This is a genomic window from Aeromonas sp. AE23HZ002T15 (genome assembly GCF_054165525.2).
In genome coordinates this window covers 3095526-3120196 of sequence record NZ_CM201342.1, presented here as the reverse complement: position 1 = coordinate 3120196, position 24671 = coordinate 3095526, and the positions used below count along the sequence as shown (strand labels likewise).

Annotated in this window: 20 protein-coding genes, 4 tRNA genes and 1 pseudogene; 9 read left to right on the top strand and 16 right to left on the bottom strand. The window is 62.4% G+C overall.

The features are described from left to right. Positions 1 to 50 precede the first annotated feature (50 nt). The 4 genes from treR to ACT5M9_RS14560 all read left to right on the top strand — a co-directional run bounded on the left by treR (position 51) and on the right by ACT5M9_RS14560 (position 4988). Complete coding sequence (gene treR / locus ACT5M9_RS14575) at positions 51 to 998, top strand: trehalose operon repressor TreR (RefSeq protein ID WP_438549347.1); 948 nt, start codon at positions 51 to 53, stop codon at positions 996 to 998. Between the two features lie 191 nt (positions 999 to 1189). Beyond that, positions 1190 to 2620 carry a PTS trehalose transporter subunit IIBC gene (gene treB / locus ACT5M9_RS14570; RefSeq protein WP_457982177.1) on the top strand — a complete coding sequence of 477 codons (1431 nt, stop codon included), beginning with the start codon at positions 1190 to 1192 and terminating at the stop codon, positions 2618 to 2620. Positions 2621 to 2693: 73 nt separating this feature from the next. Further along, positions 2694 to 4355 (top strand): alpha,alpha-phosphotrehalase, encoded by a 1662-nt coding sequence (gene treC, locus ACT5M9_RS14565; RefSeq protein ID WP_457982175.1) that lies wholly within the window; start codon positions 2694 to 2696, stop codon positions 4353 to 4355. 27 nt (positions 4356 to 4382) lie between these two features. Further along, positions 4383 to 4988, top strand: a complete 606-nt coding sequence (locus ACT5M9_RS14560) for a sugar O-acetyltransferase (protein WP_457982436.1) — start codon at positions 4383 to 4385, stop codon at positions 4986 to 4988. Between the two features lie 74 nt (positions 4989 to 5062). On the opposite strand, the gene ACT5M9_RS14555 is transcribed toward ACT5M9_RS14560, so the two are convergent. Continuing rightward, on the bottom strand, positions 5063 to 5662 hold the full coding sequence (locus ACT5M9_RS14555; protein ID WP_438549350.1) for a Yip1 family protein: 600 nt from the start codon (positions 5660 to 5662) through the stop codon (positions 5063 to 5065). 385 nt (positions 5663 to 6047) lie between these two features. Here ACT5M9_RS14555 and ACT5M9_RS14550 point away from each other — a divergent pair, with 385 nt between their 5' ends. Next, complete coding sequence (locus tag ACT5M9_RS14550) at positions 6048 to 6380, top strand: hypothetical protein (RefSeq protein ID WP_457982174.1); 333 nt, start codon at positions 6048 to 6050, stop codon at positions 6378 to 6380. A 21-nt stretch (positions 6381 to 6401) separates the two neighbouring features. Here ACT5M9_RS14550 and ACT5M9_RS14545 read toward each other — a convergent pair whose 3' ends face one another. The 8 genes from ACT5M9_RS14545 to plsY form a co-directional block, all read right to left on the bottom strand. After that, entirely contained in the window at positions 6402 to 7745 is a 1344-nt protein-coding gene (locus tag ACT5M9_RS14545) for a potassium channel family protein (RefSeq protein ID WP_457982173.1), read from the bottom strand. 330 nt (positions 7746 to 8075) lie between these two features. Beyond that, positions 8076 to 9086: a porin OmpA gene (gene ompA / locus ACT5M9_RS14540; protein ID WP_457982172.1), complete on the bottom strand. Its 1011-nt coding sequence runs from the start codon at positions 9084 to 9086 to the stop codon at positions 8076 to 8078. A 276-nt stretch (positions 9087 to 9362) separates the two neighbouring features. After that, positions 9363 to 9695, bottom strand: coding sequence for a YegP family protein (locus ACT5M9_RS14535; protein ID WP_457982171.1), 333 nt, complete (start codon positions 9693 to 9695; stop codon positions 9363 to 9365). A gap of 120 nt (positions 9696 to 9815) precedes the next feature. Further along, positions 9816 to 9891, bottom strand: a tRNA-Asn gene (locus tag ACT5M9_RS14530). A gap of 8 nt (positions 9892 to 9899) precedes the next feature. Next, positions 9900 to 9975 (bottom strand) — tRNA-Phe (locus tag ACT5M9_RS14525). A 3-nt stretch (positions 9976 to 9978) separates the two neighbouring features. After that, a tRNA-Thr gene (locus ACT5M9_RS14520) sits at positions 9979 to 10054 on the bottom strand. A gap of 51 nt (positions 10055 to 10105) precedes the next feature. Beyond that, positions 10106 to 10181 (bottom strand) — tRNA-Phe (locus ACT5M9_RS14515). A gap of 47 nt (positions 10182 to 10228) precedes the next feature. Next, a complete protein-coding gene (plsY, locus tag ACT5M9_RS14510; protein ID WP_457982170.1) occupies positions 10229 to 10891 on the bottom strand; it encodes a glycerol-3-phosphate 1-O-acyltransferase PlsY in 663 nt (220 codons plus the stop codon). A 159-nt stretch (positions 10892 to 11050) separates the two neighbouring features. On the opposite strand from plsY, the gene folB reads away from it, so the two are divergent. From folB to ACT5M9_RS14495, 3 genes are all read left to right on the top strand, one after another. Next, entirely contained in the window at positions 11051 to 11422 is a 372-nt protein-coding gene (gene folB / locus ACT5M9_RS14505; RefSeq protein WP_438549356.1) for a dihydroneopterin aldolase, read from the top strand. A gap of 26 nt (positions 11423 to 11448) precedes the next feature. Beyond that, on the top strand, positions 11449 to 11958 hold the full coding sequence (gene folK / locus ACT5M9_RS14500; protein WP_457982168.1) for a 2-amino-4-hydroxy-6-hydroxymethyldihydropteridine diphosphokinase: 510 nt from the start codon (positions 11449 to 11451) through the stop codon (positions 11956 to 11958). Between the two features lie 120 nt (positions 11959 to 12078). Beyond that, entirely contained in the window at positions 12079 to 12567 is a 489-nt protein-coding gene (locus tag ACT5M9_RS14495; protein ID WP_457982167.1) for a YbaK/EbsC family protein, read from the top strand. Between the two features lie 78 nt (positions 12568 to 12645). Here ACT5M9_RS14495 and ACT5M9_RS14490 read toward each other — a convergent pair whose 3' ends face one another. The 4 genes from ACT5M9_RS14490 to ACT5M9_RS14475 form a co-directional block, all read right to left on the bottom strand. Further along, a complete protein-coding gene (locus ACT5M9_RS14490) occupies positions 12646 to 14043 on the bottom strand; it encodes a multidrug transporter subunit MdtD (protein ID WP_457982165.1) in 1398 nt (465 codons plus the stop codon). 104 nt (positions 14044 to 14147) lie between these two features. Continuing rightward, the gene (locus ACT5M9_RS14485; protein ID WP_457982163.1) at positions 14148 to 15275 is read right to left on the bottom strand and encodes a CobW family GTP-binding protein; all 1128 of its coding nucleotides are present in this window, start codon (positions 15273 to 15275) and stop codon (positions 14148 to 14150) included. 71 nt (positions 15276 to 15346) lie between these two features. Then, positions 15347 to 16741, bottom strand: coding sequence for a D-arabinono-1,4-lactone oxidase (locus ACT5M9_RS14480; protein WP_457982161.1), 1395 nt, complete (start codon positions 16739 to 16741; stop codon positions 15347 to 15349). 112 nt (positions 16742 to 16853) lie between these two features. After that, positions 16854 to 17471: a LysE family transporter gene (locus ACT5M9_RS14475; protein ID WP_457982160.1), complete on the bottom strand. Its 618-nt coding sequence runs from the start codon at positions 17469 to 17471 to the stop codon at positions 16854 to 16856. A 77-nt stretch (positions 17472 to 17548) separates the two neighbouring features. On the opposite strand from ACT5M9_RS14475, the pseudogene ACT5M9_RS14470 reads away from it, so the two are divergent. Further along, a pseudogene (locus ACT5M9_RS14470) lies at positions 17549 to 18461 on the top strand (LysR family transcriptional regulator). A gap of 26 nt (positions 18462 to 18487) precedes the next feature. Here the strand turns inward: ACT5M9_RS14470 and ACT5M9_RS14465 are convergent. The 3 genes from ACT5M9_RS14465 to acnB all read right to left on the bottom strand — a co-directional run bounded on the left by ACT5M9_RS14465 (position 18488) and on the right by acnB (position 24573). Next, positions 18488 to 20068 carry an EAL domain-containing protein gene (locus ACT5M9_RS14465; RefSeq protein ID WP_457982158.1) on the bottom strand — a complete coding sequence of 527 codons (1581 nt, stop codon included), beginning with the start codon at positions 20066 to 20068 and terminating at the stop codon, positions 18488 to 18490. Positions 20069 to 20187: 119 nt separating this feature from the next. After that, complete coding sequence (locus ACT5M9_RS14460; RefSeq protein WP_457982156.1) at positions 20188 to 21738, bottom strand: EAL domain-containing protein; 1551 nt, start codon at positions 21736 to 21738, stop codon at positions 20188 to 20190. Positions 21739 to 21975: 237 nt separating this feature from the next. After that, the gene (gene acnB / locus ACT5M9_RS14455; RefSeq protein WP_457982154.1) at positions 21976 to 24573 is read right to left on the bottom strand and encodes a bifunctional aconitate hydratase 2/2-methylisocitrate dehydratase; all 2598 of its coding nucleotides are present in this window, start codon (positions 24571 to 24573) and stop codon (positions 21976 to 21978) included. Positions 24574 to 24671: the final 98 nt, after the last annotated feature.

The window sequence follows — 24671 nt, the reverse complement described above, 5'->3', positions numbered from 1 at the left end:
ACAGGGGTTAATCACAACAATGTGGGCAATTCACCGCCCGAGCACCCGTTATGGAAAAGAAACTGACCATCCTCGACATCGCCCGCCTATCGGGTGTCGGCAAGTCGACCGTCTCCCGGGTGCTCAACCAGGATCCCAAGGTCAAACCCCAGACCCGGGAGAAGGTGGAGCAGGTTATCGCCCAGCACGGCTTCGTGCCGAGCAAGTCGGCCCGCGCCATGCGCAGCCAGAGCCAGCAGGTGGTGGGCATCATAGTCTCGCGACTCGATTCGAGCTCGGAGAACCAGGCGGTGCGCGGCATGCTGGAGACCCTCTATGCCCGCGGCTATGACGCCGTGCTGATGGAGAGCAAGTTCTCCCCTGACAAGGTGAGCGAGCATCTGGCGGTGCTGGCGCGGCGCGGGGTGGACGGCATCATACTGTTCGCCTTCAACGACCTCGATTACGACGCCATGATCCCATATCGGGAGAAGCTGGTGCTGGTGGCGCGGGAATTTCCAGGATTTTCCTCAGTCTGTTTCGACGATGCCGGCGCCGTGCACACCATGCTGGCCCAGCTGGAGCAACGGGGAGCCCGGGACATCGCCTACCTCGGGGTGGACGTCTCGGATCTCACCACGGGCCAGCGCCGCCTCGACGCCTACCTCGCCCACTGCGCAGAGCGGGGGCTGACAGCCCGCAGCGCGCTCGGGGATCTCAGCCTGCAGAGTGGCTATCGGCTGGCGGCCGAGCTGCTCACCCCAAGCACCCAGGCCCTGGTCTGCGCCAGCGACACCCTCGCCATGGGGGCGGCCAAGTACCTGCAGGAGCAGGGCCGCGGCGAGGTGCTGGTCACCGGCCTTGGCAACAACCCCCTGCTCGGTTTTCTGTTCCCCAACGCCCTCAGCCTGGACCTCGGTTACAAGGGGGCCGGCGAGCAGGCCACCCGCCAGCTGCTCGGTCAGATAGAGCAGAACCTGCCCCCCCAGGCCACCATAGCCCCCAGCCGGCTGCCGTGACCCCCATCACTCGTCGTTGAGTGAAAATCACTCGTTTTGTGAGATCGCCCACGAAATGGGAACGTTCCCATTTCTGCCGGGAGAAATTGGTAGCATGCTAAATAGGAACTATACCAAGAACGCTCGGGCCGGCAGGTTGGCCCTACAGGGTGATGCATACCAAACTCACTGGAGTCACAGAGGGAAGACTCATGTCCAAGATCAACGCACAACATCTGGCCCAGCTCATCGACAAGATCGGCGGCAAGGAGAACATAGCCACCGTCAGCCACTGCCTGACCCGGCTGCGCTTCGTGCTCAATGACCCGGCCAAGGCCGATTCCAAGGCCATCGAGACCATACCGGCGGTGAAGGGCAGCTTCACTCAGGGTGGCCAGTTCCAGGTGGTCATCGGCAACGAGGTGGAGGACTGGTACAAGGCGCTCACCCAGGAGATAGGCGTGAGCGGCGCCAGCAAGGAGAGCGCCAAGCAGGCGGCGCGCCAGAACATGAACCCGCTGGAGCGCGGCATCTCCCATCTGGCGGAGATCTTCGTGCCCCTGCTGCCCGCCATCATCACAGGCGGCCTGATCCTGGGCTTTCGCAACGTCATCGGCGACATCAAGATGTTCGACGACGGCACCCACACCCTCACCGAGATCAGCCAGTTCTGGGCCCAGGTCCACGCCTTCCTCTGGCTGCTGGGTGAAGCCATCTTCCACTTCCTGCCGGTCGGCGTCTGCTGGTCCGCGGTCAAGAAGATGGGGGGCTCAGAGATCCTGGGGATAGTGCTGGGTGTCACCCTGGTCTCTCCGCAGTTGATGAACGCCTACGGCATCGGCCAGCAGACCCCGGAAGTGTGGGACTTCGGCCTGTTCGTCATCCAGAAGGTCGGCTATCAGGCCCAGGTCATCCCGGCCCTGCTGGCGGGTGTCTTCCTCGCCTGGGTGGAGACCAACCTCAAGCGCATCATCCCGGCCTATCTCTACCTGGTGATAGTGCCATTCATCTCCTTGCTGCTGGCGGTGATCGTGGCACACGCCCTCATCGGCCCCTTCGGCCGCTGGATCGGCGAGGGCGTCGGCTTCGCCGCCAAGGCCGCCATGACAGGATCCTTCGCCCCCATAGGCGCCGCCCTGTTCGGCTTCCTCTATGCGCCCCTGGTCATCACCGGCATCCACCACACCACCAACGCGGTGGATCTGCAGCTGATGCAGAGCATGGGTGGTACCCCGATCTGGCCGCTGATCGCCCTCTCCAACATCGCCCAGGCCTCCGCCGTGGTGGGGATCATCCTGATCAGCCGCAAGGAGAATGAGCGGGAGATCTCGGTGCCTGCCGCCATCTCCGCCTACCTCGGGGTGACAGAGCCGGCCATGTACGGCATCAACCTCAAATACAAGTTCCCCATGCTGTGCGCCATGGTGGGCTCGAGCTGTGCAGCCCTCATCTGTGGCTTCGCCGGCGTGATGGCGAACGGCATCGGGGTCGGCGGCCTGCCGGGTATCCTCTCCATCCAGCCGCAATACTGGGGCATCTACGCCATCGCCATGCTGGTGGCCATCGTCGTCCCCGCCGTGCTGACCCTGCTGGTCTACAAGCGCCAGCAAGCCGCCGGCAAACTGGAGCTGACCGCAGCCTGATCCCCGGATAGAAGAATACGAGGCGCAGCCCCGTGCTGCGCCTCGTCTTACCAAGCAACACGAGAACATGACCATGAGCCAGACACCCTGGTGGCAGAGCGCCACGATTTACCAGATCTACCCCAAGAGCTTTCAGGACAGCGGTGCCCGTGGCACCGGTGACCTCAAGGGGATCATGGCCCGCCTCGATTACCTCAAGACCCTCGGCGTCGACGCCCTCTGGCTGACCCCCGTCTACGTCTCCCCCCAGGTGGACAACGGCTACGACATCGCCGATTACCTGAACATCGACCCGGCCTACGGCACCATGGCGGACTTCGAGGCCCTGCTGGCGGCGGCCCATGAGCGCGGCATCCGCATCGTCATGGATATCGTCGTCAACCACACCTCCACCGAGCACGCCTGGTTCCAATCCGCTCTGGGGGACAAGAACAGTCCCTACCGCGACTACTACATCTGGAAGGATCCGGTGGACGGCGGCGTGCCGAACAACTGGATTTCCAAATTTGGCGGCAGCGCCTGGGAGCTGGATAGCGCCACCGGCCAGTACTACCTGCACCTGTTTGCCCGCGAGCAGGCGGACTTGAACTGGGAAAACCCGGCGGTGCGGGCAGAAGTGAAGAAGATCATCCACTTCTGGGCCGATAAAGGCATAGATGGCTTCCGTCTCGACGTCATCAACCTCATCTCCAAGGATCAGCGCTTCCCGAACGATGACAGTGGCGACGGCCGCCGCTTCTACACGGACGGGCCACGCATCCACGAGTTCCTGCAGGACGTGAGCCGCGAGGTGTTCGCCCCGGTGGGTGCCATGACGGTCGGCGAGATGTCCTCCACCTCCCTGGAGCACTGCCAGCGCTACGGCGCGCTGGATGGCTCCGAGCTCTCCATGGTGTTCAACTTCCATCACCTGAAAGTCGACTACCCGAATGGGGACAAGTGGACCAAGGCGCCGTTCGATTTCCTCGAGCTCAAGCGCATCTTCAACCACTGGCAGAGCGGCATGCACGGCAAGGCCTGGTCGGCCCTGTTCTGGTGCAACCACGATCAGCCGCGCATCGTCTCCCGCTTCGGCGACGAGGGGGAACATCGCGTGGTGGCCGCCAAGATGCTGGCCAGCACCTTGCACGGCCTGCAGGGCACCCCCTATATCTATCAGGGGGAGGAGATCGGCATGACCAATCCGGGTTATGGCAGCATCCATGACTATCAGGACGTGGAGAGCCGCAACATCTTCGCCATCAAGCAGACGGAAGGCATGAGCGAGGCCGAGATCCTCGCCATCCTGGGAGCAAAGTCCCGGGACAACTCCCGCACGCCCATGCAGTGGAACAATTCCCCCAACGCAGGTTTCACCCAAGGCACTCCCTGGCTCAAACCCGCCGCCAACTACCCCACGATCAACGCAGAAGCCGCGCTGGCGGACACCGACTCCGTGTTCTGGCACTATCGGGATCTGATCGCCCTTCGCAAGGCGCACCCCATCTTCACCCAGGGGGATTATCAGGAACTGCTGCCGGACCACCCGCGCCTCTGGGCCTACGCCCGCCATTGGCAAGGCAAGGCGCTGCTGGTGGTGAGCAACTTCTATGGGGAGCCGGCCGAGTTTGCCCTCCCCAGCGGCCTGCCGACCGGCAATGGACGACTGCTCCTTGGCAACTACCCGGACAGCCCGGAGCAGCCGCAATCCTGTACCCTGCGCCCCTACGAGTCAGTTATCTGGTTGATGGAATAGTCGATGACACAGATGAATACAGAAATGATGGTTGAGCCACATAAAACGCTGAGCGGAAGGGGCCCGGAGTGGCAAAAGATGGTGGCCGGCGAGCCCTATGATGCCGCCAACCCCGAACTCAAGACGGCGCGGGAGCGCTGCCGCGCCCTCTATCACAGCTTCAACACCCGCTGGCAGGAGAAGCCGGAGCGGGATGTCCTGCTGAGTGATCTGCTCGGCAGCCGGGGCGAGGCGTGCGCCATCAATCCGCCGTTTTTCTGCGACTATGGCGCCAACATCCATGTGGGCGAGAACTTCTACGCCAACGTCAACTGCACCATCCTGGATGTGTGCGAGGTGCATATCGGCGACAACGTGCTGCTGGCGCCCGGGGTGCAGATCTACACGGCCGCCCACCCGGTAGCCGTCGTTCCTCGGGTGGCCGGGGTCGAGTTCGGCAAGCCGGTGCGCATCGGCAACAACGTCTGGATAGGCGGCAACACCGTCATCTGTCCCGGCGTCACCATAGGGGACAACAGCGTGATCGGTGCGGGATCCGTGGTCACCAAAGACATACCGGCCGGGGTGGTCGCGGCAGGCAATCCCTGCAAGGTGTTGCGCCCCATGACGGCTGAGGAGCTGGCGGGCGCCTAGTCGGAACCAGCTCGCCCCGCAAACCATGAAAAAGGCGCCTGATGGCGCCTTTTTTATTCCTATTTATTTCCTGGTTAATGCATAAACACGGGTCCGAAGCCGGATCCCCAGAGGATGGCGGTACTCGCCAGCACGCAGACCAGCAGCACCAGACCCACGGTGACCACGGAGCTCGCATAGATGAAACCCTGCTCCTTGGTGATGTGCATCAGTATGGGCACCCCTATGTAGAGCAGGTAGACGGAGTAGCTGAGCCCGATGAGACCGATGATCATCACGAACCAGAGGTGGGGGAAGAAGGCGGAGAAACCGACCATGAACAGGGGCGTCGAGGTATAGGCCGCGAGTTCGAGGGAGGTGGTGTAGCTGGGGTCGGCCCCGAAGGTGTGACCCATCCAGTGAACCAGGTAGGAGAGGGCGAAGACGCCGACGATGAGGGCCAGATACATGGCCACCGACAGCACGAAGGCGCTGTCCGCGGTCAATCTGATGGGATCACCGACCCCTATGCTCCAGCCGATGTGCACGGCGGAGTAGTAGGCGCAGACTGACGGGATAAGGGCCACGATCAGGATGTGGGTCAGGCTGTTCCTGAAGCTGTCGTGTCGCTCGTCTATGGTATGCCATTCGGTGTGAGGATGGGCATACAGTCCCCATAAATGATTCAATATCATAGCGTTATTCCTTATCTGCTGTGATGGTTGACCGATCGGTACCGCTCTCGTTCCTCTCTCTTGTTGTTCCTTGCATCCCTTGTTTGGCCAAGGCAGAGGGCACGGCCACGCGCTTTAAATAAAGTCGCTCATGGCCCAAGGCGTCAAGCCGCGGGCGGGAACCCGGAAACAGCGAAGCCCGGCGCCATGGCCGGGCTTCGCACTGACGGGTAGCCTCTTCGCCAGTCAGGAAGGCGTGGTTGACGGGGCTCCGCAAGCGCCTGGCTGCCGGGATCCGGGTACGGACTTAGACCCTTTCCCGCTTGCCGTCATGCCCGTTGTCGCCATCGACGCCGCGCGCTAGACTCCCAGCCTCGACGCCTACCCCATTCACACAAGGACGGCGATGCATCAGCTCAGCACCTATCTCACGGCCATCCACCGGCAAGCCGGGCCGGCGACCATCATCCGCCAGCAGAGCGAGTCCCATCTCGAGCAGGACCAGGATGGGACCCTGATCCACCATCGGCAGACCCACTACTGGTTTGCCGACGGGGTCGTCATCTGCCATCAGAAAGAACAAGACGATGCCCCGTCCCTGCAACTCTGCGCCGAGTGCTGGATAAGCTACAGGGTCATCGCCAGCCCCCACCCCATCAGCCCCTCCCACAAGCTGTTTCACAACCCCTGCCAGGAAGCATTCTGGCTGAAGATGCAGGGCATCGTGCTAGCGACCTGACCGGGATGCCCCGCCAGGCCGTCAATACTGCTTGGTCTTGGAGGCGAAACCCGCGAGGAAGAGACCGGTCAGGAACATGCCGCTGAACGCCTCTATGGCCGACAGCAGCTGGAGCGGCGACGAGGTCTGGGAGATGTCCCCGTAGCCCAGGGTCACGAAGGTGACGATGCTGAAGTAGAGGGAGCGGCCGAGGTGGCCATGGGTGACGGATTCCGGCGCCAAGAAGTAGGTCAGGGTCGCCAGCAGGATCACCACCATGGACATCAGCAGACTGCGGATGGGTCGCTCGCCAAAGCCCCAGGTGATGAAGCTGATGAACTTGGAGGCGCACTTGAGATAACAGAGCAGGGAGAGGATCCCCTTCTTCAGAGGACCGCTGCGCAGCCAACTGTCTTTATACAGCTCCCTGGGGCTCGCCAGGGACTTCATCTCGTGCAGTTTCTCCTGGTAGTAACACTCCCCGGCATCGACCGTGTCCCCCACGCTGGAGAAGAGCCGCTTCGCATTGCGGTACAGCTTGCTCGCCTCGCTGTGGTCGATCCGGCCATTCTCGTTGTAGCTGACCTGCACCTTGTCCAGGTTGGTGTGCTCCATGGTGGCATCGAAGTTCTTGGCACTGACGTTGAAGTTCTTCAACACGGCCCGGGACGAGTGGAAGCGGATCTCCTCGCACTCTATGGTGAAGTCTTGAAACACCCCGTCCTCCAGCGCCAGTTCTCGTTTCTTGGCCCAGGCCCTGTGGTCCCACAGCAGGGAATCGAACAGATCCAGCCCGATGACGCCGCCATTGACCCTGACCCCCTTGGCCGAGCAGTGCCACAGATAGACCTTGGAGTTGTTGACGGCGCCATCCAGGGAGAGCTCGTCGAGACAGGTGAAGTCGAGCAGGCGCCCTGAGATGATGGGGCTCTGCAGGGCGACGCCACCGATATTGAGCAGACGATGCCTACCGAGCACCTGCGCCTCCCCCTTGTTGTTCTCGGAGACCGACAGCAGGCTCTGCACCCTCTTCGCCTGATCCTTGCCATGCTTGCCGGCCAGCCACATGAGATAGGGCTCGAAACGGGACTCGGAGCGGATGAGCCCGCTCTTGCGCAGGGACTCCAGTGCGCCTGAGGCGGTCTCGTACAGGCGGATCTTGTCGTCACTCATGTAGACGCAGAGGCTGAGTACGCAGCGGGAGCTGATGAAACGGGCGATGCCGATCTGGAAGATGACCGCCTTGTCGACCTTCTGCTCCGTCATCCAGTCGCCGAAATGGGGCAGCGAGGCCGTCAGCAGTTCCCAGATCAGGGGATAGTCGTTCTCCCGGCGCCATTCGTTGAACTGCTCGGGGGAGAGCTGCCAAAGCTCGGTTGCATTCATACATTACCTCGATAGCAAATAGGTCCTGCCAGGCATAGTCCGAGAGAGAAGGTCAGGTACTGAGAACCTTGGCCTGTGTGGCCGGCAGGGGATCGGCGTGGTCAACGTCCATTACGCCACCATACTAGGCGAGGATAGAGAGGTAAGTCACTGATAGGGAATAAAGAAAGGGCAGGCTGCGACAGCTTGCTGCCCGCCTGGACAAGGGGTGAGCACGGAGAGTGGCTGCCAGAGCCATCATCCATACGGCGCCAGCCGCCCGCTGCATCTCAGACAAACAAGAGGGGATGCCGTGGCATCCCCTCTTCATATCATCCGGACAGGGTCAGCTTACTGCTGGACTTCCTGCACACCGGAGACGCGCACTTCCACGCGGCGATCCGGGGAGAGACAGGCGATCTGCTCGTTCTTGCCCTTGACGCCGTCACACTGGTTGCCGGTCACGGGATCGGCTTCGCCGCGCCCTTCGACGGAGATCTTGCTGGCTGGCAGCCCCTTGCTCACCAGGAAGTCCGCCACGCTGCGGGCACGCTCTTCGGACAGCTTCTGGTTGTATGCCTCGGAGCCGATGCGGTCCGAGTAACCCACGACGATGGCACTGCCATCCTTGGGCTGGGATTCGGTGATCTGCTGGTACAGACCATTCAGGGCATCTACCCCTTCCGGCTTCAGGTCCGCCTTGCCAAAGGCAAACAGGACGTCAGAGCTCAGGGTGAAGTTCTTCTCGACCACCACGGGGGCCGGCGCCTCTTCCACCACGGGGGCCGCCACCGGTGCGACATAGGAGGTGCGGAACGGATGGTAGACGGCTTCCAGGGTGGTCACGCTCTGGTTGGACTTGTACTGCTCGCCGGTGTGGGTGGTCAGATCCGCCACATCCCACATGTAGCGATAGCGAGCCTGCAGATCCAGCGCATCGTTGACCTTGTAGGTCAGACCGGCACCGGCCAGCGGGGAGACCTTGCTGTCGCTGGTACCCAGACCGTCGGTATGGCCCCAGTAAGCACCCGCTTCACCGAACAGGGAGAAGTTCTCGCCGAGGGGCAGACGGGCGATACCGGACAGGGTGGCGCCCTGGCTTTCGTAACGGTTGCCATCCGTGTTGCCACGACCTGTGTACTGGTAGCCCAGCTCGGAACCAAAGTATTCGTTGAAGTTGTACCCTGCAAAGATGTTGGCAGCCGCCGCATCTTCTTCACCGGTGTTGATGCCTTCGATCTTGTTCAGGCCATTGAAGTGGGTCGCCCCCACACCGGCACCGAAGTAGATGTCGTCGCTTGCGTGTGCAGCCGTAGTCGCCAATGCCAGTGCAATCCATACAGGTTTCAGTCTTACGTTCATTACAGCCTCGTCGATGCTAGTTGCAGGCGTGTCGCCCTTGTTCTGAATGAGCACCATTGTACCGGTTGAACCTTGTACAGGAGCTTAAGTACCTGAATGCTTTGCAATAGATCGGCTGTCTGTTTTTGATGCATTCTTTCTCTTCGGCCCGAGGCAGGAGCCCAGTTGTACCGGGCAACCCGGGATGAACGGGCTGGGTCGGGCGTGGGCACCATGGGCCGGCCCAAATGAAAAAGAGCGCCGCGGCGCTCTTGATCCATATCGGCAAACAGCGGATCAGATGGTCAGATCCTTGATGGTCTGGGTCGGGCCATTGGTCTGTACCGACTGAATGCCATTTTGTGCCGATGCCTTGCTGGCATACATCTGACTGGAGCCGATGACCTGATGATTCCTGGCTTTCAGCGTGAAGTGATACTGACCATTGGCCGCCTCTTTCAGATCATAGTGCCCCGCCTCCGGGGAGTTGGTCTGGACCGAGGCGATGCCGTTCTGGGCCGCCGCCTTGCTGGTGTACATCTCACTATTTAGGATCACCTGATCATTGCCCGCCTTGAGCACAAAATAGAACTGGTCGTTCTTGGCCAGCTTCAGTTCATAGCTTCCCATCGTCTTCTCCTCGCCATCAGTGGGTGCGCCTATCAGGCTAGCCTGCTTTTCATCGGCACGACGACGGAGAACGAAAAACATAAAAAAAGACCCTTGTCTTGCGACAAGGGTCTCTTGGATTGGCTCCTCCTACTGGACTTGAACCAGTGACATACGGATTAACAGTCCGCCGTTCTACCGACTGAACTAAGGAGGAATTGTAAGTGGTGCCCAGAGACGGAATCGAACCGCCGACACGGGGATTTTCAATCCCCTGCTCTACCGACTGAGCTATCTGGGCAAATGGTGCCGGCTACCGGAATCGAACTGGTGACCTACTGATTACAAGTCAGTTGCTCTACCTACTGAGCTAAGCCGGCACACTTTAAACCATTGTGCATGAACAAATTTTTATTTCATGGCACCAAAATTGGTGCCCAGAGACGGAATCGAACCGCCGACACGGGGATTTTCAATCCCCTGCTCTACCGACTGAGCTATCTGGGCGTGGGCGCTATTAAACGGATTTTACGGCAGGTGGTCAACGGGAAATTTCACTTTTTGTCTCGTTCGTCTCTTTTTTGCGCAGCATCATCCATTTCTGTCACTTCCGTGGCAGAAGACGCCCCGCGGCGCCCCCAGAGACGAGACTCCTCCCCTCTCAGCAGGCGGGTGATGTTCTCGTGATGGCGGATGAGAATGAGGCAGGAGAGCAGGGAGACCGGCAGGGTGTACTCAGGTTTGAGCAGATAGGTGAAAAGCGGGGTCAGCAGCACGGTGACGATGGAGGCCAGGGAGGAATAGCCGCTCACCAGCAGCACCAGCAGCCAGGTCGCGATGGCCGCGCCCCCCATGGCGAAGCCGATGGGCAGCATGGTGCCGAGCGCCGTGGCGACGCCCTTGCCGCCGCGGAAATGGAAGAAGAGGGGATACATGTGGCCGAGGCAGGCCGCCACCCCGATGAAGCCGAGGTAGACGGGCTTTATCTCCAGATACCAGGCGAGATAGACGGGGGCCATGCCCTTGAGCACATCCAGCAGCAGGACGATCAGCGCCGCCAGCCGGCCGCCGAGGCGCAGCACATTGGTCGCCCCCGGATTGTGGGAGCCGTGATCCCGGGGATCAGGCAGCCCGGTGAAGCGGGAAACCAGCACGGCACTGGACAGTGAACCACCCAGGTAGGCCAGAATAATCATTAAAATCGTCAGGGCCGTCATCTTGGTCGTTTTTACCACGATATGAATGGGGTATGATGCGGGCCACATTCTCTGGCCTGGGCGCGTCGCCCAAACCGACCGTCAGCGGCAATCTGCTTGCCAGGCCAGCATCCCTGCGCTGTTTTCACAGCCCATCAAGAGTAAAGAAGAAGTACTGTCATGGACAAGGTGTTTATTCGCGGACTCGAGGTTTTGACCACCATAGGGGTATATGAGTGGGAGAAGGGCATTCGCCAGAAGCTCAGCTTCGACCTCGAGATGGGCTTCGATAACAGACCCGCCGCCGCAACCGACGATATCAATCTGGCGCTGGACTACGCCACCCTCTCTCGCAAGATCTGTGATCACGCAGCCAACACTGTCGTCGAACTGGTCGAGACCATGGCCGAGCAGGTCGCCGGCCTGGTGCTGGCCGACGAGCGCGTGCACTGGGTCAGAGTCACCCTGACCAAGCCGACCGCCGTCCCCAATGCCGCCGGGGTCGGTGTCGAGATCCTGCGTCACCGCACCCCGGCCGCGAGCGCGCAGTGAGCGCCCCCTGCCGGGAGGATGACCGCATGACCCGCATCTACATCAGCCTGGGTTCCAACATAGAGCGGGAGCGCCACATCCGGGCTGGGCTCGATGCCCTGCATGCCGAGTTCGGTGCACTCCGGGTCTCCCGGGTGTTCGAGAGTGCGGCAGTGGGCTTCAATGGCCGTCCCTTCTACAACCTGGTGGTGGGCGCCGACACGATGCTGCCGCTATCGAGCCTGTGCCAGCGGCTGCGGGCCATGGAGTTTGCCCACGGCCGCGAGCCGGACGCCAAGAAGTTCGCCCCCCGCACCCTGGATCTGGATCTGCTGCTCTACGGGGATCTGGTGTGCGAGGTGCCGATCGCCCTGCCCCGCGGCGAGATCCTCACCAACGCCTTCGTGCTCTGGCCGTTGGCGGAGCTGGCCCCCGGGCTTCGCCATCCCGTCGATGGCCGAACCCTGGGCGAACTGTGGGAGTGCTACGACAAGGCTTCCCAGCAGCTCTGCCCCATCCCCTTCCAGTGGGAAGCGCGCGAGTTGCAGCCGCAGTGATCGACGAGGGCACCCCGGGGTGCCCTCGTTGTTTGTCTGCCCTCCCTTATCCGTCATAAGAAAGGGTGATTGGGCTCGGGCCCGACCGGCTGGCAGTATGAGCCCATACAGGAGACGACCATGCCACTCGACACCATTCACGACTTCAACTGCCAGCTGCTGGCGGACCTCCCCCACCAGCGCTATCAACACGAACCCATACTGGATTACGCCACCGATGAGAGGGTCAAGGCCCGCCTCGGCTGGCAGGCCGAATTCAGCAAGACCCTGTTTCTCAAGTTCAAGGATGGTCGCTTCGCCCTGCTGCTGACCCATAGGGACGGGCGGCTCGACAACAAGGCGGTGAAGGCGAGCCTCGGGGCCAAGCCCTCCATCTGCACGGCCGAGGAGATGCAGGCGGAGATCGGCTGCCTGCCGGGGGCGGTCTGTCCCTTCCTGCCCCGCGCCGACATCCCCCTGCTGGTAGACCCCCTCCTGCTGACCCATGAGGCCTTCACCTGGACCCCGGGTCACCCGGAGCAGACCTTCCTGCTGGCCACCGAGCACCTGGCCGAGGTGCTGACCCAACTGCCCTGCCCGGTCAGCTACCTCTCCACCCAGGAGGCCTGATCCCCGCCTCCCGGCGTTTGGCGATGCTTAACAGCCGCGCAGCCCCTCTCCCCACATCCCGGGGAGAAGGGCGTCAACTCACCCCTTTTTCTCCTGCCTGGCCAGCTGGGCGAAGATCAGCGCCGCCAGCATGGACATCAGGCCGATGCACAGATAGGTGAGGTGGAAGCCACCGAGCCAGAACTCGCTGTCCCCCGCCGGCTTGCCGGCGGAGAAGAGCCCGAGCAGGCTGGCGGCGATGGCCACCCCCAGGCTCATGGAGAGCTGCATCACCACGGACAGCAGGCCGTTGCCGCTGCTGGCATGCTCAGGGCTCAAGTCCTGCAGGGTGAGGGTGTTCATGGCGGAGAACTGCAACGAGTTGATGGCGCCAAACACCGCCAGCCAGATCAGCAGCACGGCGTGGGGCACCTGATTGTCGATGAAATAGAAGCTGGCGATCATGACCCCCAGCGCCAGGGTGTTGCCGATCAGGATGCGGCGATAGCCCACCAGGGGGATCAGCTTGTTGACCAGGGTCTTGGTCAGGATGGCGCCGACCACGGTGGGGATCATAGTCATGCCCGCCTTGCTCGGGGAGAACCCCAGCCCCAGTTGCAGGAAGAGCGGGGTGAGGAAGGGCATGGCGCCGCTGCCGAGGCGGGCGAACAGGTTGCCCCAGATGCCGATGGCGAAGGTGGAGGTCTTGAACAGCGCCAGACTGAACAGGGGTTGCTCGGCATTGGCGGCATAGAGCCAGTAGCTCGCCATGGCGGCGAGACCGAACAGGACGGCGAACAGGGCCCAGCCTGTCGATATGCTGTGCTCCCCCAGCCCCTGCAAACCGACGGATACCAACACCATGCCGATACTGAACAGCACAAAACCCTGCCAATCGAACCTGGCGGTCTGCTGTTTCAGCTCAGGCATGAAGCTCCAGCTGGCGATGAAGCCGATGATGCCCACCGGCAGGTTGATGAGGAACACCCAGTGCCAGCTCGCCACCTCCACCAGCCAGCCCCCCAGCGCCGGACCGATGAGGGGCCCGAGCAGACCCGGTATGGTCACGAAGGACATCACCCGCAGCAACTCGTGCTTGCTGTAGACCCGCAGCACGGCGAGCCGTCCTATGGGCATCAGCAGGGCCCCGCCCACCCCTTGCAGCACCCGTGCCGCCACCAGGATAGGCAGGGTGTTGGCGGCGGCGCAGGCCAGGGAGCCCAGGGTAAACAGCAGGATGGCCGCCAGATAGACCCGGCGGGTGCCGAATCTGTCCGCCAACCAGCCGGAGGCGGGGATCAGCAGGGCCACCGTCAGCATGTAGGCGATGACCACGGACTGCATCTGCAGCGGGCTCTCCCCCAGTGCCGCCGCCATGCTGGGCAGGGCGGTGTTGAGTATGGTGCCATCCAGGGTCTGCATGAAGAAGCCCACCGCGGTCAGCAGGGGCAGCCACTTGCGTTGGGCCGGGGTCACCAGGTGCGGGTTGTCGGACATGAAGCCACCTCTTGTTGGCCTGAGGATCCTCGGTCTGAAATCTGTGGGCCCGAAGATACGTTGCCTAAAAATAGACCCGCACTAGGGCGGGTCACATCAAAAAATCATTGGTCGGGTTGGCCCAGCATGGCTCTGAGCTGATCTTCCAGGCTGGGCTCTGGCGCCTTCAGGGTCTCGAGGAACAGCTGCTCTATCCCCCCCCTGTCCCGGCTCTTGACGATAAAGACCAGCCTGGACTGGGCACGCCCCTCCGGCCACTCCCCCAGGGTCTGCAGAGGATAGAGCTGGCCGTGCACGCCGTGGATCACCACGGGCTGGCTCTCCCCCTCCAGCAGCAAGATCCCCTTGAGCCGCAGCAGGGCATCCCCGTACTGAGCCTGCACCGCATCGATGGCCGCCAGCAGGCGGGATGGTTTGAGGGGCTCGCCGATGCGCAGGGAGAAGCTTTCTATGTCGCCGTGGTCGAAATGGGTGGGCGCGGCCGTGCCCACCTTGGCGGCGAAGGGCTTCATCTTGGGCTGCATGGGGGAGGCCAGCCCCTGTTTCGGGGACTCGGTGCGCAGCCAGGCCAGCAGTTGGCGCACGTCGCGCCCCGCCGCCTCGTTGTAGGCGCCGAGCTTCTCCAGCACCAGGGGCGAGAGCACGCCGTTGTTGACCCGCTCTATGGGAGCCGCGGGGTTGAGGGCCCCCAACTGGGCTTCCACCCTATCCAGAGTATCGGCATCCACCAGATCCCCCTTGCTCACCACCAGCAAGTCCGCCAGCGCCACCTGCTTGACCGCCTCGTACTGAGCCGCCAGTTGCTGCTCGATATGGCCGGCATCCACCACGGTGACTGTGCCATCGAAGCGGTACCGCTGGGCGATAAAGCCCTCCTCCCTCAGCGTAAAGAGCACGGGGGCCGGATCGGCGAGGCCCGTGGTCTCGATGATGAGCCGCTTGAAAGGCTTGATTTTCCGCTGGATCGCCTTCATGAAGAGCCCCTGCAGCGCCTCCACCAGAGAGCCCTGCACCGAGCAGCAGATACAGCCGGAATCGAGCAGCACCACCTGCTCGTCCACCTGCTGCACCAGGTGGTGATCCAGCCCCACGGAGCCGAACTCGTTGATCAGCACGGCGCACTCGCCGAGCTCGGGTTGCTTCACCCAGTGGTTCAGCAGGGTAGTCTTGCCGCTGCCGAGAAAGCCGGTTAGCAGGGTGACGGGAATGCGGGTATCTTGCATATCGGTCATATCAGTTACTCACCTTTGATCGGCAGGGCGATGAGCGCACGGGTATCTTTCATATCGGTCATGTCAATTCCTCACCGGTTGGCAAACAGATCGCTGAGCCAGCGATTCTCGAAGCGGCCATGGGGGTCCAGCTCGGCCTTGAGGGCCAGGAAGTCGTGCCAACGCGGCAGCAGGGCCGGGAAGTCGTAGAGATCCATCGCCAGATGCTTGCCAAAGTGCGGGGTGCCGCCGAGCGGCACCAGCAGCTGTTGCAGCTCGCGCATCTGCTCCATGGAACCCCCGACGAAGGTGCCGTCCGCCGCCAGATAGACCAGGAACCCAATCCAGCACACCGACTTGCCATAGGCGGCACTGAGCCAGGCCTCGGAGGGACCGGTGCAGCGCAAAATAAAGGGATAGTGCAGCACACCGGGATTGGCCTCCTGCCAGGCCTGCAGGATCTCCAGCGCCTCCCCCATTCGCTCGAGGGGCACAGCCACCTCGCAGTTGATCTGGGGCGCCGGTATCCCCTTGCAGAGGATCTGGTAGACGTTGCCCACGAGATCCGAGGCATCCTTGAAGCGGCGCACCGTCTCGAAGTGCTCCCCGGCCCTGGCCTCATCCTTGGTGTCCTTGGCCATCTTCTGCAGGGTGGCATCTATGGTGGCGTTCATGCGCCCGTCCACGTCCCCCTCCAGCAGCAGGGGCTCGCTGCCCCCGGCGCGATAGCGGTCCACCTCCTCCTCGGAGGCGGGATCCACCAGCCAGATGTGGCTCTCACCGGTCCAGGCGAACCACCAGCTCTTCACGAAGCTATGCTCGCGGTTGAGGCGCTCGTTGTGCGCCAGCAGGAAGGGGTAGTCGGTGGTGAACTTGGTGCAGCGCATGATGCGGTTTGGCACTGTGTTGAGGGTCACATCCAGCAGGATACCCAGCATCCCCATGCCCATCACGAAGGCGCCGAAGCGCGGATCGGTGCGATCCACCCGGATGATGTCGCCGCTCGCCAACATCACGGTCAGGGCCGCCACCGCATCACACAGGGCGGACTGGTGCAGCCCCTGGCCGTGGGTGCCGGTGCTGAGCGCGCCGCCCAGAGTCTGGATACCGATGACCCCCGGAGAGGCCGGCAGCATCCGCTCCATGGCGACAAGATCGGCGTAGACGGTGTCGAGGGGCGTGCCCGCCTGGTAGGTGACGGTATCGGCCGTGCTGGCGAGTTGGCCCCGCAGGTGGTGCAGATCCACCAGCAGCGCCTGCTTGCCCTCGGCATAGACGCTGTGGATGGGCTCAAACGACAGGCCGGAGCCGATCAGGCGCAGCTTGCGCTCCGGGTGCTCCCGCAGCAGTGCTTGCAGCTCGTCGCGGCTCCTGGGGCGCCACACCTGATCCAGGGCGCCGAGGGGATTGGTCCTGGACCAGTTGAACAGCACCTCCCGATTGCCAATCGCCTTGATGCTGTGAAATGCCTGGAACCTGACCGTCATACCGCGCCTCATCTGACTTCGAAGTGAGCAGCAATTCTACCGAAAAGCGCCCGCCAAGGCATGGAAAACAAGCCCCTACAGTCGTGGATGAGAATGGGCGGGCCCAGGTGGCTCAGCGCGATGCCCCGCTGAAGGCCAGCAGGGCGCCGAATCCCACCAGCAGGGCACCGAAGACTCTGTCTATCCAGTGACGCACCGCCAGCAGCCGGGCCCGTACCGCCGGGGTGGAGAAAAAGAGCGCCACGGCACCGAACCAGGCCCCGTGGGCCAGCACGATGAAGACCCCGTAACCGAGCTGAACACCGAGAGAGGTGCCCGGCTGCACCACCTGCATGAACAGGCTGACGATGAAGATGGTGGTCTTGGGATTGAGGGCATTGGTTAGAAAACCGCTGCGCAGTGCCCCCAGGCTAGACAAGGGGGGTTGGCTCGCCACCTCTCCATCCAGCACAGGCTTGGCCCGCAGCATCTTGATACCGAGGAAGATGAGGTAGGCGGCCCCCGACAGCTTGATGAGGTTGAACAACCAGAGGGATTGCTGGATCAACAGGCCGACCCCCAACAGGGTATAGGTCACATGCACACAGACCCCGGCGGCGATGCCTGTCGCCGTCAACACGCCGGTACGGCGGGAGCTCAGCAGGCTGTTGCGAGACACCATGGCAAAATCGGGGCCCGGGCTGATGACGGCAAGCAAGGTGATGGCCATGACGGCTAACAGTTCGGTCATGAAAAATAATCCTGGGAAGAAGTGATATCGGCTATTTTATTGGGCATCCACGTCAATAACGAACGATAACTTCTGACATGAATAGTGAGAATAACTCACATAAAAGCCTATCCCTCCCCTCTCTGACGGCCTTGCGCTGCTTCGAGGTGGCGGCCCGTACCGAGAACTTCAGCCGCGCCGCCGATGAGCTGCACCTCACCCACGGGGCCATCAGCCGAGCGGTACGCCTGCTGGAAGAAGATCTGGGGATCCCGCTGTTCGAGCGACGCCAGCGCCGGGTCTTCCTCACCGGAGCGGGTCAGCGTCTCTATCAGTCGGTCAAGGAGGGGCTGGGCGGGATCCGGCAGACGGCCCAGGTGCTGCGCCAGAGCGCCCGCCCCCAGTCCCTGGTCATCTCTTGTGAACCGACCCTGCTGATGCGCTGGTTGATCCCGCGCTGGCCCGCCTTTCAGGTCCTCCATCCCGAGCTGGATGTGCATCTGATGGCGGGGGGGGGCCCCCCTCAGCTTCGACAGCGGCATCGATCTCGCCATCCGGCGCAACGATTTCCAATGGCCGGAGGATCTTCACAGCCAACCACTATTCGAGGAACTGACCGGCCCCGTTTGCCAACCGGGAAAGGTGGAGCACTTCTTCGAGCCGGGGACAGACGGGCTGCACCTGCGATCTTCAACCCCCCGATTGCACACCCGCACCCGCCCCCATGCCTGGCAGGAGTGGCTTGCGAAGGCTGGACAAGCCTGGGATGAGGAGGCTCCCGGCCAAAGCTTCGACCACTTCTACTTCAGCCTGCAGGCGGCGATCGCCGGCCTTGGGGTCGCCATCGGCCCCTACCGCCAGGTCAACGATGACATCGCTGCGGGTCTGCTGGCCGCCCCCCTCGGCTTTTGCCGAGATGGCAGCCACTATCACCTGCTCGCCCCCCAAAAACCCGAGCCGGGCAGCCCCCATGAGATTCTGGCCAACTGGCTTACTTCTCTTGAGTCTTAGTCATGGGGGCTGCTTCTGGCTCTCCCCTACTCGGTGGGAGAGGGCCCTGCTTCATCGGAGACGACAGCAACCATCCGATCCCTTAGCGCCTCATTGAACTGGCGCACCGGGATCGGGCGACCGAACAGGTAGCCCTGCAGATAGGTCACCTTGCCCTTGAGATAGTCCGCCTGCTGGCGGGTCTCGACCCCCTCGGCCACCAGGGAGAGGCCGAGCCGGCCTCCCAGATCGATCACGTTGTCGACTATGTGCTCGGACAGAGATTCGGTGCCTATTCGGCCGATGAACGACTGATCGATCTTGAGGTAGTCCACATTGAACTGCTGCAGATAGAGCAGGCTGGAGTGGCCGGTGCCGAAGTCATCGATGGCCAGCCTGACCCCCAACTCGCTGAGCTGCCCGAACAGCGACAGGGTGTGGCTATCCGCCACCAGCAGTTCCCGCTCGGTGAGCTCAAGCACCAACACCACCTGGTCGGGGGCGAAGTGGGCGAGGAAGCGGCGGCACTCATCGAGCAACGCCATGTCCCGGCAGTGGGCCGCACTGATGTTGAGGCTGATATGGAAACCCCGGGGCAACAGGGCTCGCTGCGCCCCCAATTCTCTGGCGACCTCCTCCATGATCTGCGTCGTCATGGGCACGATCAGGCCGCTCGCCTCCGCCTGAGGAATGAAGAGATCCGGGCGGATCAGGCCCGCATCGGGATGCTGCCAGCGCATCAGCACCTCGGCCCCCACTATGCTCTCATCGTCGCAGTCCACCAGCGGCTGCAGGAAGGGGACGAATTCTCTGGCCTTCAGGGCACGGGCCAGCTCGCTGTTTGGGGAGCGGGGGCGACCCAGCAGCCACCAGATGAGCAGGGCGAAGCCGGCGCTGAACCCGGTCAGCAACCAGAGCCCAAACTTGTGGCTCTGCAGCAGGCCTTGCCAGTGCGAGGCAATCCTGTGCCCCGTGAAGATGGAGAAAGGATACTCCTGTGAGCCCAGCATGACCTCGGCCTGGCGGGACGACGCGGGGGGATGCTGGAAGAAGTTGCCCCGCTTGTCGAGCCAGCGATCGCCGACCTTCAGCATGATCTCGAGGGAGGGATCGTTGAGGCTCAGCATGAAGCAGAGGTAGTCCCCGTCGATGACGCTGAGGGCCGACCGTCTCCCCTCGACGGCACGCACCACCAGGAAGGGGTGATCCGGCCGCATGGGGCTAACGTTGCCCAGTTGCAGCATCCCCTTGGCGAAGCCGGCCACCGAATAGGGCATCCGGTATGTGCCGAAGAAGGAGGTGCAGTAGATGCTGCCCTGACGGGCCAGGTTGACCGAGCGCACGAAGGGTACCTCGGCCACCTGCTCGCGCAGTGTGGGCAGGGCGGGCTCACAGGGCTGATCCAGCAGGGGCAACACCTTGCGATTGGCCTCGTCCGCGTGACTCAGCATGGTTTCCAGCAGCACTATGGTATGCGTCGCTGCCGCCTTCGACTCCAGCTGCAGATTGCGCTGGTAATGGACATACATCCCCCAGCTGCCAAGCAGCATGGGCACAATGAATACCAGCAGGGTGAGGAGCAGGCGCAACCAGGGGTGGGCCGTATCGAACCTGGGGTAATAAGGCATGACGGATCCAGTGAAAAAAGGGCGACCAGTTTAGCGCCCGACACTGAACCCACCCCTAATAGAACAAAAAACAACCAATTCAGACGCCCTGCCCTCTTCTGGTCAGGGCTATGCCCCGTCTAGGCCGCGCGATGCCGGGAGAGCAGCCCCTCGCAGAACTGCGACAACGGCGCCGGCCTGCCAAACAGGTAGCCCTGCAGATAGTCGACCCCCTTGCCGCGCAGGTAATCGGCCTGCGCCCGGGTCTCCACCCCCTCGGCCACCAGCGCCAGACCCAACCGGGAGCCAAGATCGATGACGTTGTCGATGATATGCTCGGACAGGGATTCGGTGCCGATCCGGCCGATAAAGGATTGATCTATCTTGAGATAGTCCACGTGGAACTGCTGCAGATAGCGCAGGCTGGAGTGACCCGTGCCGAAGTCATCGATGGCAAGCTTGACCCCCATCTCATCGAGCCCCTTGAACAGCCCCAGGGTGTGGCTGCCCGCCACCAGCAGCTCCCTCTCGGTCAGCTCCAGCACCAGCGTGATCCCCCCGGGGGCGAAGTGATCCAGAAAGGCGCGACACTCCGCCAGCAGGGAGAGATCCCGGCAGTGAACGGCGCTGATATTGAAGCCGATATGAAAGCCAGCGGGCAGGCTCTCCTGCCAGTTGCCCAGCTGCTGGGCCACCGTCTGCATCAATGACCGGGTCATGGGCACTATGATGCCACACTCCTCCGCCTGGGGGATGAAGAGATCCGGCCGGATCAGACCAGAGGTCGGATGCTGCCAACGCATCAACACCTCGGCTCCCACGACCCGACCATCACCGCAGCTCACCAGGGGTTGCAGGTAGGGCAGAAACTCTTTGGTGCGCAGCGCCCGTTTCAGCTCCCCCTCCATGGAGCCGGGGCGACCCAGCAGCCACCACACCAGCAGGGAGATGGACAGGGAGAAGCCAAGCAGCAGCATGATGGTCAGATGCCTGACCTGCCACAGCGCCCGCCACACCGAGGGCAAGTCCATGCCGGCGTAGATGGAGAGGGGGTAGCGGCTCGACTTGAGATCATGGGTCGCCAGGGTCGGCAGCTTGGGATCTTGCACCATCAGCTCCCCCTGATGATTCAGCCAGCTGTTGCCCACGTTGAGCAGCACCTCTCCCTTGGCGGGGGCACTCAGGGTCAGCATCAGCTTGATGTATTCCCTGTCTATGGTGCTGAGCACGGCACCATGGCCGGCGCTGCTGCGCACCGCCAGCACGGGGTAACGCGGCAACACAAAGTTGCCAGGCAGCAGCCGCAACAGGCCGTCGCTGTAACCGACGCTGTCGTCCAGCCAGTTCACCTTCCCCAGCAGGGAGTTGCAGTAGACCCCGTTGTCGGCGATGAGATTGCTGGTACGCACGAAGGGGGCCAGCACCACCCGCCTGCGCATGGTGAAGAGCGCCGTCTCGCAGGGATGGTTGAGCAGGGGGAACATGTTGCGATTGTTCTCCTCCGCGTGATCCAGCATTAGCTCCATCAGGGTCAGCGCCCGGCTGGCCGCGGACTCGGACTGTTTACTCAGGGTATTCAAATAGTTGGTGTGTAGTTCCCAGAGCCCGAGCGAGACGGGCAGGACGAAGATCAGGGCGGCGCAGAGCAGGCGCCAGCAGGGCTGGGAGGCGTCAAATCCGAATAGCAGCATAGGTAACCAGATCTATAGGCAGAGAGGACGAATGCCTTGCCCCGAAGAGGCCCCCTCAGGGGTGTGATAAAGGCGCTGCATCATATAGCGCTCCCCTGCCCCATCTCTGGTGCAAGATCAGTTTTTGATCAAGGAGGTGAAAAATTGCGCAGTGAACGAGCCCCTCTCCCCTTGGCGCCAAAAGAAAAGCCCGGCATGGCCGGGGCTTTTATCAGATGGACTCTGCCAGTCTGGCGTTTATACCGCTTGCTGCAGGATCACTTCGTCGGCCTTCTTGGTGTAGGAGGCGATCTCGTTAAAGTTCAGGTAGCGATAGGTATCCGCCGCGGTGGCGTCCAGGGACTTGGCGTACTGCAGGTACTCGTCCACGCTCGGGATCTTGCCGGTGATAGCGGCAACGGCAGCCAGCTCGGCAGAGGCCAGATAGACGTTGGCGCCCTTGCCCAGACGGTTCGGGAAGTTACGGGTGGAGGTGGAAACCACCGAGGCACCTTCCGCAACCCGCGCCTGGTTGCCCATGCACAGGGAGCAGCCCGGGATCTCGATACGGGCACCGACCCGGCCGAAGATGCCGTAGTAACCCTCTTCGGTCAGCTGATCCTTGTCCATCTTGGTGGGCGGCGCTATCCACATGCGGGTCGGCAGCTCGCCCTGGTATTTCTCCAGCAGCTTGCCGGCGGCACGGAAGTGGCCGATGTTGGTCATGCAGGAACCGATGAACACCTCATCGATCTTGTCACCGGCGACCGTGCTCAGCAGACGGGCATCGTCCGGATCGTTCGGCGCACACAGGATGGGCTCCTTGATAGTGGCCAGATCGATCTCGATGATTTCGGCGTACTCGGCATCCTTGTCCGCTTCCATCAATACCGGGTTCGCCAGCCACTCTTCCATCCCCTTGATACGACGGGTAATGGTGCGCACGTCGCCATAGCCTTCGGACAGCATCCATTTGAGCATCACGATGTTGGACTTCAGATACTCGATGATCGGCTCTTTATCCAGCTTGATGGTGCAACCGGCGGCGGAGCGCTCGGCACTGGCATCGGCCAGCTCGAATGCCTGCTCCACCTTCAGGGTCGGCAGACCTTCGATCTCGAGGATGCGGCCGGAGAAGATGTTCTTCTTGCCCGCTTTCTCGACGGTCAGCAGACCGCGCTGGATGGCGGCGTAGGGAATGGCATGGACCAGATCCCGCAGGGTGATGCCAGGTTGCAGCTCACCCTTGAAACGCACCAGCACGGATTCCGGCATGTCCAGCGGCATCACGCCGGTGGCGGCGGCGAAGGCCACCAGACCAGAGCCCGCCGGGAAGGAGATCCCGATGGGGAAACGGGTGTGGGAGTCACCACCGGTACCCACGGTATCCGGCAGCAGCATGCGGTTCAGCCAGGAGTGGATGACACCGTCGCCCGGACGCAGGGAGACGCCGCCGCGGTTCATGATGAAGTCCGGCAGGGTGTGGTGGGTCTGCACGTCGATGGGCTTGGGATAGGCCGCGGTGTGGCAGAAGGACTGCATGGTCAGATCGGCGGAGAAGCCGAGGCAGGCCAGGTCTTTCAACTCATCGCGGGTCATCGGGCCCGTGGTGTCCTGGGAGCCGACCGTGGTCATCTTGGGTTCGCAATAGGTGCCCGGGCGAATTCCCTTCACGCCGCACGCCTTGCCCACCATCTTCTGGGCCAGGGTGAAGCCCTTGCCGGTATCGGCCACCGGCTGCGGGCGACGGAACACGGTGGAGAACGGCAGACTCAGCGCTTCACGCGCCTTGTCGGTCAGGCCGCGGCCGATTATGAGCGGAATACGGCCACCGGCGCGCACTTCGTCGATCAGCACTTCGGTTTTCAGTTCGAACTGGGCCAGCACCTCGTCGGTGCCGTGACGCTTGATCTTGCCCTCGTAGGGGAAGATGTCGATCACGTCGCCCATCTCCAGTTTGGAGACGTCCACCTCGATGGGCAGGGCGCCGGCATCTTCCATGGTGTTGAAGAAGATGGGGGCGATCTTGCCACCGAGGCAGACGCCACCGGCGCGCTTGTTCGGCACATGGGGGATGTCGTCACCCATGAACCAGAGCACGGAGTTGGTGGCGGACTTGCGGGAAGAGCCGGTACCGACCACGTCACCGACATAGGCCAGGGGGAAGCCGCTCTGCTTGAGTTCTTCGATGGCCTTGATGGGGCCGATGACGCCGTCCTTGTCCGGGGTGATGCCGGGGCGGGCGTTCTTCAACATGGCCAGGGCGTGCAGCGGAATGTCGGGACGGGACCAGGCATCCGGTGCCGGCGACAGGTCGTCGGTGTTGGTCTCGCCGGTCACCTTGAACACGGTGACGGTGATCTTCTCGGCCAGGGCCGGGCGATTGAGAAACCACTCGGCATCGGCCCAGGATTGCAGCACCTGCTTGGCGTGGGCGTTGCCCGCCTTGGCCTTCTCTTCCACGTCGTGGAAGGAGTCGAACATCAGCAGGGTGTGGGAGAGGCCCTTGGCAGCAAGAGGAGCCAGTGTGGCATCGTCCAGCAGGTCGATCAGCGGCTGGATGTTGTAGCCGCCCTGCATGGTACCGAGCAGCTCGACCGCTTCGGCGGCGGTCAGGATCGGGGAGTGGGCCTCGCCCTTAGCGACGGCGGTGAGGAAGCCGGCCTTCACATAGGCCGCCTCATCCACACCCGGGGGAATACGGGAGGACAACAACTCTTTCAGGAAATCTTGTTCACCGGCGGGCGGGTTCTTGAGAAGCTCAACCAGGGCGGCGACTTGCTCTGCATCCAGAGGTTTGGCAACCACGCCCTCGGCGGCACGTTCTTCGACGTGTTTACGGTATGTTTCAAGCACGACTAATTCCTCTTTGGTCTTTTTTTTGGGTTCGCCCAAGCTCGCGGCGATCGTCCTTGCGGGACACCCGTAGGGTGCCCCCCACTATATAAGTTTTA